15 protein-coding genes and 1 tRNA gene are annotated in these 16370 nt (G+C 64.3%); 9 read left to right on the forward strand and 7 right to left on the reverse strand.

From position 1 onward, the window contains the following. Positions 1-247: 247 nt before the first annotated feature. Entirely contained in the window at positions 248-2494 is a 2247-nt protein-coding gene (locus tag LHFGNBLO_RS28720; protein WP_258602646.1) for a heavy metal translocating P-type ATPase, read from the reverse strand. Positions 2495-2564: 70 nt separating this feature from the next. Between LHFGNBLO_RS28720 and LHFGNBLO_RS28725 the strand changes: the two genes are divergently transcribed. Both LHFGNBLO_RS28725 and LHFGNBLO_RS28730 read left to right on the forward strand, forming a co-directional pair. Continuing rightward, positions 2565-2987 carry a MerR family transcriptional regulator gene (locus tag LHFGNBLO_RS28725; protein WP_258609938.1) on the forward strand — a complete coding sequence of 141 codons (423 nt, stop codon included), beginning with the start codon at positions 2565-2567 and terminating at the stop codon, positions 2985-2987. 138 nt (positions 2988-3125) lie between these two features. Further along, complete coding sequence (locus LHFGNBLO_RS28730) at positions 3126-3365, forward strand: hypothetical protein (protein WP_258602647.1); 240 nt, start codon at positions 3126-3128, stop codon at positions 3363-3365. 226 nt (positions 3366-3591) lie between these two features. On the opposite strand, the gene LHFGNBLO_RS28735 is transcribed toward LHFGNBLO_RS28730, so the two are convergent. The 3 genes from LHFGNBLO_RS28735 to LHFGNBLO_RS28745 all read right to left on the reverse strand — a co-directional run bounded on the left by LHFGNBLO_RS28735 (position 3592) and on the right by LHFGNBLO_RS28745 (position 6754). Further along, a complete protein-coding gene (locus tag LHFGNBLO_RS28735) occupies positions 3592-3936 on the reverse strand; it encodes a YqaA family protein (protein WP_413774654.1) in 345 nt (114 codons plus the stop codon). Between the two features lie 264 nt (positions 3937-4200). After that, on the reverse strand, positions 4201-5133 hold the full coding sequence (locus LHFGNBLO_RS28740) for a dimethylarginine dimethylaminohydrolase family protein (RefSeq protein ID WP_258602648.1): 933 nt from the start codon (positions 5131-5133) through the stop codon (positions 4201-4203). Positions 5134-5164: 31 nt separating this feature from the next. Beyond that, the gene (locus LHFGNBLO_RS28745) at positions 5165-6754 is read right to left on the reverse strand and encodes an amidohydrolase (RefSeq protein WP_258602649.1); all 1590 of its coding nucleotides are present in this window, start codon (positions 6752-6754) and stop codon (positions 5165-5167) included. 75 nt (positions 6755-6829) lie between these two features. Here LHFGNBLO_RS28745 and LHFGNBLO_RS28750 point away from each other — a divergent pair, with 75 nt between their 5' ends. The 6 genes from LHFGNBLO_RS28750 to LHFGNBLO_RS28775 all read left to right on the forward strand — a co-directional run bounded on the left by LHFGNBLO_RS28750 (position 6830) and on the right by LHFGNBLO_RS28775 (position 12705). Continuing rightward, complete coding sequence (locus LHFGNBLO_RS28750) at positions 6830-7726, forward strand: LysR substrate-binding domain-containing protein (protein ID WP_258602650.1); 897 nt, start codon at positions 6830-6832, stop codon at positions 7724-7726. Between the two features lie 277 nt (positions 7727-8003). Beyond that, positions 8004-9098: an ABC transporter ATP-binding protein gene (locus tag LHFGNBLO_RS28755; protein ID WP_258602651.1), complete on the forward strand. Its 1095-nt coding sequence runs from the start codon at positions 8004-8006 to the stop codon at positions 9096-9098. 82 nt (positions 9099-9180) lie between these two features. Further along, positions 9181-10296 carry an ABC transporter substrate-binding protein gene (locus tag LHFGNBLO_RS28760; protein ID WP_258602652.1) on the forward strand — a complete coding sequence of 372 codons (1116 nt, stop codon included), beginning with the start codon at positions 9181-9183 and terminating at the stop codon, positions 10294-10296. 24 nt (positions 10297-10320) lie between these two features. Continuing rightward, positions 10321-11154 (forward strand): ABC transporter permease, encoded by an 834-nt coding sequence (locus tag LHFGNBLO_RS28765; RefSeq protein ID WP_258602653.1) that lies wholly within the window; start codon positions 10321-10323, stop codon positions 11152-11154. Continuing rightward, a complete protein-coding gene (locus LHFGNBLO_RS28770) occupies positions 11154-11960 on the forward strand; it encodes an ABC transporter permease (protein WP_258602654.1) in 807 nt (268 codons plus the stop codon). Before LHFGNBLO_RS28765 ends, LHFGNBLO_RS28770 begins: the two co-directional genes overlap by 1 nt. A 127-nt stretch (positions 11961-12087) precedes the next feature. After that, complete coding sequence (locus LHFGNBLO_RS28775) at positions 12088-12705, forward strand: LysE family translocator (protein ID WP_258602655.1); 618 nt, start codon at positions 12088-12090, stop codon at positions 12703-12705. A 106-nt stretch (positions 12706-12811) separates the two neighbouring features. On the opposite strand, the gene LHFGNBLO_RS28780 is transcribed toward LHFGNBLO_RS28775, so the two are convergent. From LHFGNBLO_RS28780 to LHFGNBLO_RS28790, 3 genes are all read right to left on the reverse strand, one after another. Then, on the reverse strand, positions 12812-14251 hold the full coding sequence (locus tag LHFGNBLO_RS28780; protein ID WP_258602656.1) for an FAD-binding oxidoreductase: 1440 nt from the start codon (positions 14249-14251) through the stop codon (positions 12812-12814). A gap of 197 nt (positions 14252-14448) precedes the next feature. After that, positions 14449-14525: transfer RNA gene (locus LHFGNBLO_RS28785), tRNA-Arg, on the reverse strand. Between the two features lie 61 nt (positions 14526-14586). Next, positions 14587-14892 (reverse strand): ETC complex I subunit, encoded by a 306-nt coding sequence (locus LHFGNBLO_RS28790; RefSeq protein ID WP_015318428.1) that lies wholly within the window; start codon positions 14890-14892, stop codon positions 14587-14589. 199 nt (positions 14893-15091) lie between these two features. Here LHFGNBLO_RS28790 and LHFGNBLO_RS28795 point away from each other — a divergent pair, with 199 nt between their 5' ends. After that, positions 15092-16255: a flavin-containing monooxygenase gene (locus LHFGNBLO_RS28795; protein WP_258602657.1), complete on the forward strand. Its 1164-nt coding sequence runs from the start codon at positions 15092-15094 to the stop codon at positions 16253-16255. The last annotated feature ends 115 nt before the right edge of the window (positions 16256-16370 follow it).

A 16370-nucleotide genomic window follows, 5' to 3' on the forward strand; every position in this document is an offset into this window, starting at 1 on the left:
CGTCTGTTGCCGATTGAATCAAAAGATGGACAAAGTTGGTTAACCAATCCCTCTACCGGCCGCCGATTGGGCGACGGTCATGTCGAAAAAGCTCCCTCCAAGGTCGTGAACCGCACAAAATTGCTGTCCATTTCCGACTTTGCTGCCCGGTTTTGCTGGCCGAGTCAAGCGGCCGAGGCAGGTGCCAAGGCACGTTCCGCTGATTTCATTAGCAAAATTGCATATGTATGCCAGCCCGAGCCAGGCCTTACGTCCCCTTCCAGCGCAACAGCCGCATGGCGTTGGCCGTCACCAGCACCGTTGCCCCGGTATCGGCCAGAATGGCGGGCCACAGGCCGGTAATGCCGACGATGGTCGTCACCAGGAACACCGCCTTCAGCCCCAGCGCCATGGTGATGTTCTGCTTGATGTTAGCCATGGTCGCCTGAGACAGGTTTATCATCGCAGCAACGTCTCCGACGCGGCCATGCAGCACCGCCGCATCTGCCGTCTCCAGGGCGACATCGGTGCCGCCGCCCATGGCGATGCCGATGTCGGCGGCGGCGAGCGCCGGCGCGTCGTTGATGCCGTCGCCGACCTTGGCGACCGTCAGCCCCTGCCCTTTCAACTCGCCGACAATGCGCTGCTTGTCCTCAGGCAGCAGCTCCGCGCGCACCTCGATGCCGAGCTGCTTGCCGATGGCCGCCGCCGTGCGCTGGTTGTCGCCGGTCAGCATGACAGTCCTGATGCCGGCATCGGTCAGCGCCTTGAGCCCGGCCTGCGCATCCGGCCGAGGCTCGTCGCGCATGGCGATGAAACCGGCCAGCACATCGCTGATCAGCAACACCGATACCGACTTGCCTTCATCGTTGAGTTCGGCGATGCGGGCTGCCTGATCGGCCGGTAGCGCAGCCTTTTCGCCGGCAGCGATCGGCGAGCCCAGGAACACGTTCTTGCCGCCGACGCGGCCGACGACACCTTTGCCGCCGAGCGCCTTGGCTTCCGCCGCCGGCGGCACCGGCACACGGTCAGCCTTGGCCTTTCGCAGAATGGCCAGCGCCAGCGGATGGCTCGACCCGGTTTCGAGCGCGGCGGCCAGCGACAGAACCTCCTTTTCGCTGATCCCGATCGCCACGACGTCCGTCACCACGGGCTTGCCTTCGGTCAGCGTTCCGGTCTTGTCGAGGGCCACGGCGGTGACCTTGCCGAGGCCTTCCAGCACCGCGCCCCCTTTCATCAGCAGACCGCGCCTGGCGCCGGCCGAAAGCGAAGCCGCGATGGCCGCCGGCACCGAGATGACCAAAGCGCAGGGACAGCCGATGAGCAGCAGCGCCAGGCCCTTGTAGATCCATTCGTTCCAGTCGCCACCGAAGGCCAGCGGCGGAACGATGGCCACCAGAGCCCCAACGGCGACGACGGCGGGCGTATACCAGCGCGAGAAACGGTCGATGAAGCGTTCCGTCGGCGCCTTGCTCTCCTGCGCCTCCTCGACCAGCTTGACGATGCGGGCGATGGTGTTGTCGGACGCCGCCGCCGTCACGGTGATGCGCAACACGCCGTCGCCATTGATGGTGCCGGCGAACAATTCGGCGTCGACGCCCTTGCGCACCGGCACGCTTTCGCCCGACACCGGCGATTCATCGATGGCGCTTTCGCCCTCGATGATCCTGCCATCGGCTGGAATGCGATCGCCCGGCCGCACCAGAATGACGGCGCCTACCCCAAGGGATTCAGCCGGAACCTCGCGCGTGGCGCCATTCTCCTCCAGCAAGGCCGTCTTGGGCACCAGCGTGGTCAGCGCCTGGATGCTGGAGCGCGCCTTGCCGGCGGCCACTCCTTCCAGCAATTCGCCGACCAGGAACAGGAAGACCACGGTGGCGGCTTCCTCACCGGCGCCGATGATGACGGCGCCGACCGCCGCGATGGTCATCAGCATTTCGATGGTGAAGGGGATGCCGGCGAGCGCAGCCATCACCGCCCGCCGTGCAATCGGCACCAGGCCGATCAGGATGGCGGCAATGAAAACCCATACGCCGGTGGCTGGCCAGATGGTGTGCAAGGCAAATGCTGCGGCCAGCGCAACACCGCTGGCGATGGTCAGGCGGCCCTTGGCGCTGTTCCACCAGGGACCCGAGGCCGGCGCATGATCGTGGCCGTGCAGGCCCGCCATGTCGTCGTCATGGTCATCCTCGACTGCGCCGGCGTGGTCATGGCCAGAATGGTCGTGGCCAGCGTGGTCATGACCGTCGTTGGCGCCGTGCCCGGCCGGCTTGGCATTTGGTCCGGCCTCGCCCTTGAGCTGAGCCACGGAATAGCCGAGGCCGATTACCTTTTTTTCGATCGCGGCGAGGTCACTTTCCGCCCTGTGCCTGACGGTCATGGTACCAGCCGTGACCGAGACGTTCACATCCTCGACGCCATGCATCCGCCGCACGGCGCTATCGATTTTCGTCGCGCAGCCGGCACAATCCATGCCTTCGACGCGGTAACGGGTTTGCGCGGCAGTTGCGGCCATCGTCTTGCTCCTTGAACCATTTTGGCGCCACGCTACATTCTCTAGCGACTAGAGGAGCAAGCAAAAAATGATGAGCGGCGTCCCGATTGGCGAAGCGGCCCGACAGAGCGGGGTGAAAGTGCCGACCATCCGCTACTATGAGCAGATCGGTTTGCTGCCTGCGCCGAACCGCAGCGACGGCAATCGCCGGCACTACGAGGCGAGCGATTTGCGCCGGCTGGCGTTTATTCGCCATTCACGCGAGTTGGGGTTCGACATCGAAGCCATCCGCACCCTGCTGACGTTGCAGGACAATCCCAGCCAGCCCTGCGCAACTGCCGACACGATTGCACAGGCGCGGCTGGCCGACGTGGTTCAACGGATACGCAGCCTCACGGCATTGAAGGCCGAGCTGGAACTCATGGTCGAAGGCTGCCGGCACGGAAAGGTCGGCGAATGCCGCGTCATCGAGGTGCTGGCGGACCACAGCCAGTGCGAACACGCCCGGCACTGACATCAGAACCAGCTCTAACTTTGCGGCCACGGGCCAGATGGAAGTTCCAGCATGATTGCCGTAGCGGACGCTGCGATGTATTATTGACGTGCCGGCCGTCGATGCTTGCATTTCGAGTGCCGGCAGGGAGGAACAGCCATGTTGCGTTCAATTTCACTTGCGCTTTTCTTGTCGGTCATCCCAGCAGCCGCTTTTGCGAATTCATGCCCGACCACCATGGCCGCGATCGATGCGGCGTTGCCGTCCGCGACCCTTGCGGAGGCCGACATGACCAAGGTCAAAGAACTACGTGCCCAAGGCGAGAAATTGCATGCCGCCGGCGATCATGCGGGATCGGAGGCCGCACTCAACGAAGCCAAGAAGATGCTTGGCATATAGGCCGACGAACGCGGCTTTCGTGGCCGCGTGCGGAGGCTTGTCCGTCTGTCTCGACTTCCACGCGGCACGGCGTCAAGACGTCGTGGTCATGTGGACAGATTCTGGTTTGCTCCCTGCGGTTGTTGTCGCAGCGGTTTTGGCTTGCCTGTGCCGTTCAAGCAATGCAGCGACCGCTCATCAGGAGAACCCTGAGCCGTGGTCAGGCACCGCAAGACCGGCAACAGATTCACAGCCACTTCGAAACGATCATCATCAAAACGAGATAGCGGCCGACTTTCGCGACCGTGACAATGGCCACAAAACTCCAGAACGGCTCTCTCAGCACTCCGGCAGCCAGCGTCAGCGGATCACCGATCACCGGCATCCAGCTGGCCAGCAATGACCATCGTCCAAAGCGTCGATACCAGTCGGCCGCCTCACCGAGCCGGGCGGGCGTGACAGGAAACCAGCGGTAAGACTGAAATCGCAGAAGCCCGCGGCCAAGGCCCCAATTGACAACCGACCCGAGGACGTTGCCGACAGAGGCTGCGGCCAGGAGCGCCCATGGCTGGTAGGTGCCGCGCAGCAGCAAGGCCGCGAAGACACCTTCGGACTGGGCCGGTAGAATGGTTGCGGCAACCAGTGCGCTCAGGAACAGGCCGCCATAGGCGAGAAGATCACCCGACGCTCAAGTCGCCTTTGACGGCACAGCGGCGGCAAGAGATCCGAGCTTGCCCGCCTTGAGCAGCGTCGGCTTTTCGTAGGTTCTTTTCACAGAGTCTCTCCTCGAATATGCCGCCATGTTTGGCCTGCCGAGCCCATATGTCAATGGGTCGACGCCTCGCACCAAAACCCCTTACGCCGGCTCGCGCTTCAGCGCCTGCGCCATGCAGTGGATGCCGCCGCCGGTCTTGGAGATCTCGCTCATGTCGACCGCCGCCACCTCGAAGCCACGCGCCTTGAGCTGGCCGATCAGCGTCTGGCTGGAGGTCGGCGCGATCACCCTGTCCTTGCCGAGCGACATGAAGTTGCAGCCGAGCGCCATCGTGTCCTGGAACGGCACGTCGATGATCTCGTGGCCCTTGCCTTTCAGCCAGTCGACGATGCCCGGCTCCGTGCAGGCGAGGCAGACGGCGGTCAGTTTTTCGGCGATCGGCACCACCATCAGGTCGATATGGACATAGTACTCGTCGATGAAGGCGATGCGGGTCTCCCAGCCTTCCCTATCGAACCAGGCCTGCACCTGGCGGGCGCCCTCTTCTTGCGTGCGGGCGCCGCCGCAACCGATCAGCACGACGCCGTCCTCGATGACGTTGAAGTCGCCGCCTTCAAAAGTACCGGCGGTGACCATGTCGTAGATCGGAATGCCGAGTTTTTCGTAAGTGCGGATCGCGGCATAGTTCTCGCCGCGCCGCCACCAGTTGGCCATGGCGGTGATGACGGCGCCATACGGCGTCATGACGCTGGAATCGCGGGAGTAGACCTGCATCGGCAGCTCCGGCGTCGGCTCGTGCCAGTGGATGTTGACGCCGAAATGCTCGTAGGCGGCGACCAGGTCCTTATGCTGCGCCTGCGCGATCTGGACGTTGCAGGGCGCCTCGCGCAGATGCTTGCGCGACAGCGAGCTGGTCGAGAGGTGGCGCAGGAAGTTGGGCGAGCCGAGCAGCACGTCGGTCAGCACGTCGGTCTCGTTGGCAAAGCCCCAGGCGGTCAGCGGCTTGGTGCCGCCGGCCGGGTTGCGGCGCTGCAGTGAAAATGGCTCGGCGACGATGCGGTCATGAACGGTCATGGGATTCTCCTCGTGAAGGGCAGTTTGTGGGTCATGGGTTGCTCGGTATCCACCAGTCGCGTCCGCGCGGGGTGGTGACATATTCCGGCCAGCGAAATCCAATCGGCGGTTCGTAGTCGCAGAGCGGCGCAAGCCAGTTCGTGCCGCCGATACCGCCGCCGGTACGGCTGACGAATTCATCCATCGCGGCGTCGCGGACGGGCTTGTCTTGCAACAGGCGAAGGGCTGCCAGCGCAATCGTCTTCGCCGCACAGATGACCATCGGGTCGATGGTGGCGGGGATGCCGCCCAGCGCATTCATCACCCAGGACGGATAGGGGTAGCCAGTCTCCGAGCGCAGCGCCGGGCGGGCGACATAGAAGCGGGCCGTCGGCGCATGCCACGACATGTCCGTGTAGTCGTCGGAGGTCGAATTGAGCTGCGAAGGCGGCAGGTCGCGGCGCAGGATCGCTTCCGCCGCCTGCGGCTCGATCAACCGCTCGAGCTCGTCGATGAACGGCTCGTCGCTCGCCATACGGCCGGCATTGACCTGGATCTCGCGCGCGACCTCCTTGGCGTCCTCGTCCCAGCGCGGCGGACCGACCGTCTTCAGCGCCTCATAGGCAATGCCTGCCATGGCGTGGTTGGCGAGCCCCGGCCGTGACTTCGACACCCAGTGCCGCTCATGGCGGCAACCGCTCATCGTGGCGGCGGCTTCCGCATTGCGGTCGAGCACGGCGGTGACCTGCTCGGCCATGGCAAGCGTCGGCACGCGGATCATATACTGGATCTCGGCCAGCCCCGCCGGCAGATTGTCGGCGGTCGCCTGCCCGGCCGTCAGGATCGCCTCGCTGATCGACCAGCCGCCCTGATGCGGCAGCATGGAATCGCGCAGCACTTTCGAGGCCATGTACATCATCATCAGCGCGTCGTTGGCGCCGGGCGCGCGCACGGCCGAATGCGCCTGCGGAATGGGTGCTGCGCCGCCCGCCGTCCGCGTCCAGCGCTCCGGCTGGTCGCAGATGAAGCGATAGATCATCGCGTAGGCGGCACCGCAATGCGTGTCCCAGCGCGCCGTGTTGCAGAGCGGCAGCATGTAGAACGGGTGGAACGAGATCATTCCGGCGAGGCCATCGTAGTAGCCCTTGGCAGCATGGATCGGCTTCGAGCCCCGCACCTTCTCCGCCGGCTCGCCGGTGAAGCGCAGCGTGCCCTCAACGCCGTGCTGTTGCATCGCCTCCTTGGTGGCGAGCAGCCCGCCGAGGCTGGCGATGCCAAGGCCGGAATGCGGATCGGTGTGGCCGCCGGCGTGGACGCCGAGGCCGGTGCGCGGACGCTCCACCGTCGCCGCATCCTGGCAGTTACCCGGCACGGCGTCATATTCGGCATACATGCCGATGGTCGGGCCGGGGCCGTTGGTCCAGTGGGCGCAGAAGGCGGTCGGCATGCCGCCGGAGCCTTCCTCGACCGAAAAGCCTTCGAGCTTCAGCCGCTCGACATACCAGGCGGCGGACTGGTATTCGCGCCAGGCAGTCTCGCCGAAGTCGAAGATGGTGCGTGTCCACACCGACAGCAGCGGCTGGATGCCGTCGATGCAGGCAAGCGCGCTCGCTTGCGCCGAGGTCGTCACCGGGTTCTCCATCCGTAAAAGAAAGCAGTGAAGCGGCTCGCCAAAAAGTGATATGTTTTCCCGGCTCGTGCAAATTCGGTTCACCTCTTGAGAATTCCCTCGACACAAGCGCTGCGCGCCCTCGACAGTTTTGCCCGCCACGGTAGCGTCTGGCGCGCCGCCGACGAACTGCATCTGACCCGCAGCGCCGTCAGCCACCAGCTTCGCCTGCTCGAGCGCGACCTCGGCTTCGACCTGCTAGAGCGCATCGGCAAGGGCGTGGCGTTGACGCCGCGCGGCCAGCGCTACGCCAGCGACGTGCGCAAGGCGCTGACGGTGCTGGGCGATGCGGTGACGCGCCATGCCGGCACCGGTGTCGGTGGCTCATTCAGCGTCTCCTGCACGCCGGGCTTCGCCTCGCTGTTCCTGTGCACCCATATCGGCGAGTTCCGGCAGATGTATCCGGACGTCGCGCTGCGCATCCTCACGCCGCGACGCCTCGACGATGTCAGCAACGCCGACGCCGACGCCTTCATCGCCTTTGGCGTCGGCAACTGGCCGAACCGCTCGGTTGAACTGCTGTGCGAGATTTCCTTCACGCCGCTGTGCAGCCCGACGCTGCTCAACAAAATCGGCGGCTTTTCCAAGCCGGCCGACGTGCTGCGGGCCAACCTGCTGCATCTCGGCGACACCGAGGACTGGGCGCGCTGGCTGGCGCTGTCCAAGGTGGAGAACCCCGACACCGAGGGCGGTATCTTCTTCTCCGACATGAACCTGGTGTTTTCGGCGGCGATCGCCGGCCAGGGCATCGCCATGGGCGACGAATTGACCAGCCGCCGGGCGCTGAGCGAAGGCCGCCTGGTGCGCCCGTTCGACATCGCGATCAAATCGCCGCGGTCGTATTTCTTGGTCTCCGAGCACGCCAAGACGAGCCATCCGGTGCTGGAGGCGTTTGGCAGGTGGTTGCGGTCGAAGCTTTCGGAGAACCCGGTCAGGCCGTATTGAGGAGCGCTAATCTCCCCCCTTGCGGGGGAGATGGCCGGCAGGCCAGAGGGGGGTCGCTTCGGCTGGCGCGACCTATCCTTCGAAGAAGGAGGAGGCGCCGCTCCACGCGAGACGACCCCCTCTGTCGCCTGCGGCGACATCTCCCCCTCGAGGGGGGAGATTGGCCCGCTCCACCACCATAGATGAATCAAATTTGCCGATCCGGCGAAAACTATTCGGTTGCGGTGAGCCTACGCCCTGCCCTACGATTTCAAAACCGAGTGAGGACAGAGGCAGGATGCAGCAACCCGGCCGGGCCGCAGAGATCAAGGCAATCGGGATCGGCAAGAGCTTCGGCTCGTTCCGTGCGCTGGACAATCTGACGCTCGATATCGGCCGCGGCGAGTTCCTGACCCTGCTCGGGCCGTCCGGTTCGGGCAAAACCACCTTCCTGATGATCCTTGCCGGCTTCGTGCAGCCGAGCGATGGCCGCCTCTACAGCGACGGCGTCGACATCACCGACCGGCCGGCCGAGCAGCGCGCCGCCGGCATGGTGTTCCAGGGTTATGCGCTGTTCCCGCATATGAGCGTCGAGGCCAACATCGCCTTCCCGCTCAAGGTGCGCAAGAAATCGGCGGGCGAGATCAAGCGTCGCGTCGGCGAGATGATCGAACGCGTCGGGCTGAACGGCCATGAGAAGAAAGTGCCGGCGCAGCTTTCCGGCGGCCAGCAGCAGCGCGTGGCGCTGGCCCGTGCTCTGGTGTTCGAGCCGGGCGTGCTGTTGCTCGATGAGCCGTTCTCGGCGCTGGACAAGGGCCTGCGCGGCCAGATGCAGGCCGAGATGAAGCGGCTGCACCAGGAAACCGGCACCACTTTCGTCTTCGTCACCCATGACCAGAGCGAGGCGCTGGCGCTGTCGTCGCGCGTCGCCATCTTCAACCACGGCAAATTGCTGCAGGTCGGTGCGCCGGACGAGGTCTATGACCGGCCGGCCAATCGGTTCGTTGCCGAGTTCCTGGGCGAGATCAACATGCTGCCGCTGAAGGGCGTGCGTAACGCCGACAATGGCGCCATCGGGCTGTGCGAAGACCGTGCCGTCAGCCTGCGCGGCAGCGCCGACGCCGTCGGCAGCAATGCCATCCTGGCGATCCGGCCGGAATATATGTCGATCGCGCGCGAAGCGGCGGTGGGCGAGAACGGCATCGCTGCAACGGCAATCGCCTCGACCTATCTCGGCGCCGCCACGCGGCTCGACCTGACGACGCGTCAAGGCGCCAGGGTGACGGTTTCGGTGCCCAACGAAGTCGCCGCCGCCGCACTCAGCAAGGGCAATTCCGTCTGGCTGACCTGGCCGGCTGAAAAGGGTTTCCTCCTCCCGGACGGAGGACAATGACGATCTGAGTGACGAAACTTCGAGCAATGATTCCGGGATTCTCACCAACCACCGGAACGACAAATGAAAAAGGGGAACTGACATGACAAATGAAACCAAGAAACACTCCATCGAGACGCTGTCCGCCAGGGCAGTGCGCGGCGAGATCTCGCGCCGGCAGTTCACGCAGCTGGCGGCACTGGTGCTGGCTGGCACGCCGATGCTGCTGCGCTCGACCGGCGCGTTTGCACAGGCCAAGGAACTGGTGCTGGTCAACTGGGGTGGCGACGCCATCACCGCTTATGATGCGGCCTACGGCCAGGCCTTCACCAAGGACACCGGCATCACCGTCAAGATGGACGGCTCGGGTCCGACCGAAGGCGCGATCGCCGCGCAGTTCAAGAGCGGCGCCCCGACCTGGGACCTGGTCGACGTCGATCCGTTTTCGGCGATCACGCTCGGCGCCCAGGGCGCGCTGGAGCCGATCGACTATGCCATCGTCGACAAGAAGAAGATGCGCGAGGGCTTTGGCTGGGAATATGCCGCCTCGACCTATTTCTTCTCCTATGTCATCGCCTATGATTCCGAGAAATATGGCAAGGACGCGCCGACCGGCATGGCCGATTTCTTCGACGTGAAGAAATTCCCAGGCAAGCGCTCGCTCTACAAATGGGGCGTGTCGAGCTGGGAAGCGGCCCTGCTCGCCGACGGCATCGCGCCGGCCTCGCTCTACCCGCTCGACCTCAAGCGCGCGCATGACAAGATTGCCGCCTTCAAGGAAAATGTCGTCGCTTATTGGGGCGGCGGCGCCGAAAGCCAGAGCGTGCTGCTCAATGGCGAGGCCTCGATGGCGATCGTCTGGTCGACACGCGCCTCGCTGATCGAGCAGGATTCCGGCGGCAAGATCAAGTTCATCTGGGACCAGGGCCTGATCTCGCCCGGCGCGCTCGCTGTGCTCAAGGGCAATCCGGGCGGCAAGGACGCGGCGATGAAGTTCATCGCCAGCGCCCAGGACCCGGAAAAGCAGCTGGTCATGTTCGACAAGCTCGGCCAGGGCCCGGCCAATCCGGCCGCCGACGCGCTGATCCCCGCCGACAAGAAGCGCATCAACCCGGTCGATCCCGAGAACATGAAGAAGCAGATCGCGCTCGACATGGACTGGTACGCCAAGAACTACGGGCCGGCGCTCGACGAATACACGAAGATCATCTCCGCCTGACAAGGCGGGGATATCAGGGGCGAAATGAGAGCATATCTCTCCGACAGAATGGGCGCGGCGCTATTGATGGCGCCGCTGCTCCTGTTTCTTGCCTTGGCCTACGCCTGGCCGTTCCTCGGCGTCGTCAAATGGAGCTTCACGCTGCCGACGCCTGGGTTCGGCCAGTATGAGGCGCTCGCCACCGACGACCTGGTGCACTCGGTGTTCATCCGCACGCTGCGCATCGCGGCAATCGTCACTCTGGTTTCGGTCACCTGTGCCTATGCCATTACCGTGGTCTGGGTGCGCGGCACGCCGGTGCAGCGCGTGGTCGCCGAGTTCTGCATCCTGGTGCCGTTCTGGATCTCGGTGCTGACGCGCGCCTTCGGCTGGGTGGCGCTGCTTTCCAACCGTGGCCTGATCAACACCTGGCTGCAGGCGACCGGCTTCATCTCCGAACCGCTGACGCTGGTGCGCAACGAATTCGGCGTCATCGTCGGCATGACGCATTTCCTCATTCCCTTCGCGGTGTTTCCGCTGGCTTCGGCCATGCGCAGCCTCGACGACCGCGTGCTTCTGGCGGCGCGCGGACTCGGCTCCAGCCGCATGCGCACCTTCTGGTCGGTGTTCGTGCCGATGACGCGCTCCGGCATCATCGGCTCGGCGCTCATCGTCTTCGTGTTTTCGCTGGGCTTCTTCGTCACCCCGGCCATCCTCGGCGGCGGCCGCAGCGTCATGGTCGCCGAGCTGATCTACCTCCGCATCTTCCAGAGCCCGGACTGGGGCCTGGGTGCGGCGATCAGCGTCGTGCTGGTGCTGTTCGTCGGCGCGCTGATGGCGCTGCTGTTCCGCTATGTCAGACCGAAGCAATTGATCTGATGCCGACCTATCGCCCCGGTCCCGCCTCGCTGATCATCGCCGCCCTCGTCGCGCTGTTTTTGCTGATGCCGCTGCTCGCCGTCATCCCGGTGTCGCTGACGCCGAGCCGGATGCTGGCGATGCCATCCGGCGAGTTGTCGCTGCGCCACTACCGGGCGCTGATCGAGGATCCGCGCTGGATCGACGCGATCCTGCTCAGCGTCAGGATCGGTGTCGTCAGCAGCGTCTTTTCCACCGTGCTGGCGCTGTGCTTCAGCCTTGGCGTGTGGATGTTCCAGCCGCGCTTCACCGCGGCACTGGTCGGTTTCGTGCTGTTGCCGATGGTGGTGCCGCCGGTGGTCTCGGCGATCACGCTCTACTTCCTGTTGACCTCGATTTCGGGCGCCAGCTCGTTCTTCGGCTACGACACATGGCTCGGCGTCGCCATGGCGCATGCGGTGATGACGGTGCCCTTCGCCACGGTGCTGATTCTGGTCTCGCTCAGCCAACTCGACCGGCGCATCGACCTCGCCGCGCGCGGCTTAGGGGCAACGGTGTGGGAGCGCGCCACCCGCATCATCATGCCCAACATCAAGTTCGGCATCGTCACTGCCGCCCTGCTCTCCTTCGTGCTGTCCTGGGAAGAGATCGGCGTCACCCTGTTCATCACCTCGGTCAACGCCATCACCCTGCCCAGGCTGATGTGGATGGGCCTGCGCGACAACATCGACCCGGCCATCGCGGCCCTCTCGGTGATCCTGATCATCATCACCGTGCTGGTGCTGGCGATCCGCAGCGTTGTGTCCAGGCAACGCGCCGGGCACTAAGACGAAGCCATCCGGCCGTAGCGCGTTCGATTCATACGGAGACCCGCGACCCCAACCGTTGTGTGAAGGGTGTCATGGAAGGGTTGCGCCCGGCACTTTATCCAGCGCCATGGAAAACCTGCCGCTGGTGACGCTCGCGTTCATATCGGTGCTCGGGATGGCGGTTCCAGGACCGGATGTCGTGCTCGCCATCACCAACGGGTCCCGCTACGGGATCAGGCACGCCTTCTTTGGCGTGGCCGGTGTGGTGCTCTCCGACATCATCCTGATCTGCATGGTGGCGCTCGGCTTCGGAGTGCTTCTGGCGGCTTCGGAATTCTACCTTTCAGCTGTCAGGTTAGTGGGTGCCTTCTATCTGTTTTTCATCGCTATTGGTGCGCTCCGCACGTCCACCGCGTCACGACATGCAATAGATCGAGGCTTTCCCGACAACGCTCATTCGACAACGGCACTCATGGCTCGCTGCTTCGTGGTGGCGGTCACAAACCCGGCAGCATGGCTGTTTTTTCCCGCCGTCCTGCCGCCCTTTGTCGACACTGACGAGCCGATCGCAATGCAATACGCGGTTCTGGCGATCATCATCGCAGCGGCCGATGTCTTCGTGCTGATGCTTTACGCCATGCTCGGATCGCGGGCAGCAAAGCTGCTGGCCGGCCCGAACGCAGTGTGGATCGACCGGCTGTACGGCCTGGCCCTGCTTGTTCTCTCAATCGTTCTGCTCCTGCAATCGCTCGGGCATCTCTGAGGCACATGGCGGTCAGGCCCGTCCCGAACCGAAGGTCAATGCAGCAAAATCGATTCCGATATTCGCTGGCGCGGATCTCCGGTTCGGGATCCATGCGCTGCCCGCCTCAAGCGGCGCGCTGGCTTTGTTTCGGCCGCAGGTTCTGGTTCATGCGGAACAGGTTCTGCGGGTCATAGCGCTGCTTGATTTCCAGAAGCCGGCGATAGTTGCCGCCATAGGCCGCCTCGACACGGTCGACTTCGTCTTCGGGCATGAAGTTCACGTAAGCCGTGCCGGCGGCATAGGGCCTTGTCGCCTCGTAGACACCACGAGCCCAGTCGATGCACGCCTTGTCCATTTCCGGTTCGCGCCAGCGGGCGTGGACATTCATGACGAAATGCGAGCTGCGCTGCGGAAACGCCGTTGCGTCCGCTTTGACGCGGCCCGCCGCGCCGCCGATATGGGCGAAGAATACCTCGCATTCGGGGCCCGGAAGCCCGGGTATCGCCGCCGTGGTGACCTCGATCGCGCCGTCGGAAAGCTCGGTGAAGTCATGGCTCTTCCAATAGTTGCGGGCGCCGGGCGCAAGCAGCGGATCGAACGCCTGCTGCCAGCCGGTGAACGGGTTGGGCCCGACGACGTCAGCAATCGGCTTGCCGATGGCGCGAAGCTTCTGCGTCGCCTTTTCGCCCGCCTGGATGTCGCCGCAATAGCACATGGCCAGCACCAGCACCTCCTTGCCATGCCACTTTTCCGGCAGGAACGGCAGTGGCGGCGCCTGCCGCATCACCACCCAGCAGGTCAGTTCGTCGGGCGCGGTTTCGACCACCTTGCGATACTCCCGCAGGACCTTCTCGGCATCGGCGAAGGGATGGACGACAAGCCCCGAAAGGACCTGCGGACCGAGCTGGTGAAGCTGGAATTCGAACGCCGTGACAATGCCGAAATTGCCGCCGCCGCCGCGCAGCGCCCAGAACAGATCCGGATTTTCGGTCGAACTGGCGCGCAGCAATTTGCCGTCGGCGGTGACCACATCGGCTGAAACGAGATTGTCGATGGTCAGGCCGAATTTGCGGGTGATCCAGCCGAAGCCGCCGCCCAGCGTCAGGCCTGCTATGCCGGTGGTCGAGTTGATGCCGGTCGGCACCGCGAGGCCGAAAGCCTGCGTTTCCTTGTCGACATCGACAAGTGTCGCACCAGGCCCGACCCATGCCCGCCGCGCCGCAACATCGACCCGCACCGACTTCATCGCCGACAGATCGATCATCAGGCCGCCATCGCAGACGGCGCTGCCGGCAATGTTGTGACCGCCGCCGCGCGCGGATACGAGAAGCCTGTTTTCCCTGGCAAAATTCACAGCGGTGATGACGTCGGAAGCGCCGACGCAACACACAATCAGCCCTGGTCGCCGGTCGACCGTGGCATTCCAGACGGTACGGGCTTGGTCGTAGGCGGCGTCGCCCTGCTGAAGCATTGTGCCGCGCAATTGCGCCGAAAGCGCCTCCAGGGCTGCGGCGTCGACCGTGGTCTTGCCGCGTTCAAGCGTGGTGAGGCTCATGCTGTTCATGGTGTTTCCTCCAAATTTTCTTTGTGAGCCGTTCTCCCCCGTCAACGCTTCGAACTCTGCGCTCATATTAGACATCACGCAAGTTTGGCTTCGGCCGTGCTGCGGTGGTTCCGGTCTCGCAACTGCAGAGCGCAAAAAGGCCCGTCGCCCATGAGTTGGAGGACGCATGTTGTGCCCGGAATGGATCTTGGAAATGCTGGCGATCCCGACAGGATTCGAACCTGTGACCATCGGCTTAGAAGGCCGGTGCTCTATCCAGCTGAGCTACGGGACCGCTGGCCGGCCGCGTGTGCCGGCTGATTTTCTGGCGCCAGGGCGGCTGCCGGCGATGCCGGTCAATGCGTCCAGGGCGTCCTGCGGTCATAGCGGAAATTCTCCGCATAGGAAATCTGGCGGCGCTTGGTTTCCTTCGGCTCCTCGACGCGGAAGGCGAGCCCTTCCTTCTCGGCATAGGCCACGGCTTCTTCCCTGGTGTCGAAGGTCAGCCTGATCTGGCTTCTCATGTCGCCCGACGTGGTGTAGCCCATCAGCGGGTCGATCTTCTTGCGCATCTCGGGATCGAATTCCAGCACCCAGTGGCCGGTCTTGGCCTTGCCGGACTGCATCGCGGTTTTGGCTGGGCTGAAAATGCGCGCGGACATGAACACCTCATTGCTGCGTCAAGGCGGCGGCGCCACCTTGACCAGTCATTACTGTGCAATGGCGCCGGCGGCAAGGCCGATGGGCTTTCAACAGTGGCGCCGTGGCGTTACTTCGCAAGCGTCCAGCTGCCGGATACACTATCGCGTCAAACGCGGCTATGACCGTCGGCGACAGGTACAGGCTGCGACAGGTACAAGCATGAACGTGAGAGAATTGCCCGATCAAACCGGCCAGGAAGCGATTTTTCCCGGCGCGATCGTGATCGGCGCCGGCGCGGCCGGGCTGACCGCCGCCCAGGCGCTGATCAAGGCCGGCGTACCGGCCATAATCCTGGAAAAGGAAAGCCGGCTGGCCGAGCCCTGGTATCGGCGGCACGAACAGTTGCACCTTAACTCGCACCGCGATCTATCGGAGCTGCCTGGTGTTTCCTTTCCCGCCGGTACGCCCGCGTTCCCGCACAAAATCACCGTCATCCGCCATCTGAACGAGTTCAGCGAGACGCACCGGCTGCCGGTCGAGTTCGGCGTCACGGTCGAGGAGATCGCATTCGACGGCGGCCATTGGGTGGTGCGGACCGGCGCCGGGCCGCGCCTGGCGCGCCAAGTCGTGGTCGCCACCGGGCGCGACCGGCTGCCTTTCATCCCCGAATGGAAAGGCGTGAAGGCCTTTGCCGGACGGATCATCCATTCGGCGGATTTCGGCGCGGTGCAGGACTATGCGGGGAAAAGGGTGCTGGTTGTCGGCGCCGGCAATTCGGGCTTCGACACGCTCAATCACCTGGCAGACGCGAACGCCGCACAGATCTGGCTGTCGGCCCGCAATGGCCCCGTGCTGTTGCCCAAGCGCATCGGCCATATCGCCGTCCACAGGGTGTCGCCGTTGCTGGCGCGCCTGCCGCTCAGGCTCGCCGATGCGGTGATGGCGGCGACGCAGCGGCTGGTTTTCGGCGACCTCAGGAAATTCGGCCTGCCGGCGGCGCCTTCGGGCGGGGCGAGCCGCCTGACCGCCGACTATACGGCGATCGCAACCGACGACGGCGCCGTGAACGCCATCAAGGCCGGCAGAATCGTCGTGGTGCCGACGATACGGGAATTCACCCGCGACGGCGTCATCCTGGGCAACGGAAATCTGATCTTTCCCGATGTCGTCATCGCGGCGACCGGCTATCGCACCGGGCTCGAACAAATGGTCGGCAAGCTCGGGGTCCTCGATGAAAAAGGGGTTCCGCTTTTCAATGGCAGAACATCGGACCCGAAACTGCCCGGCCTGTGGTTCACCGGCATGCGGCCGAGCGTTCAGGGCTGTTTCGCCAACGCCCGGATCCAGGCCGCCGCGATCGCCCGGGAAATCACGCGGCGATAAGGCTTCCCCCGCTCGGACGATCGAACAGCTCTCGTCCTTGGCCCAATCAGCCAAGCTGAGATAGCAAGTTCCCGCCTTCAGACGCAGCAGCGTCAGCAGGGAGGCGGCGATCTGG

Origin of the sequence: Mesorhizobium sp. AR10 (genome assembly GCF_024746795.1) — a bacterium.
Classification (GTDB): domain Bacteria; phylum Pseudomonadota; class Alphaproteobacteria; order Rhizobiales; family Rhizobiaceae; genus Mesorhizobium.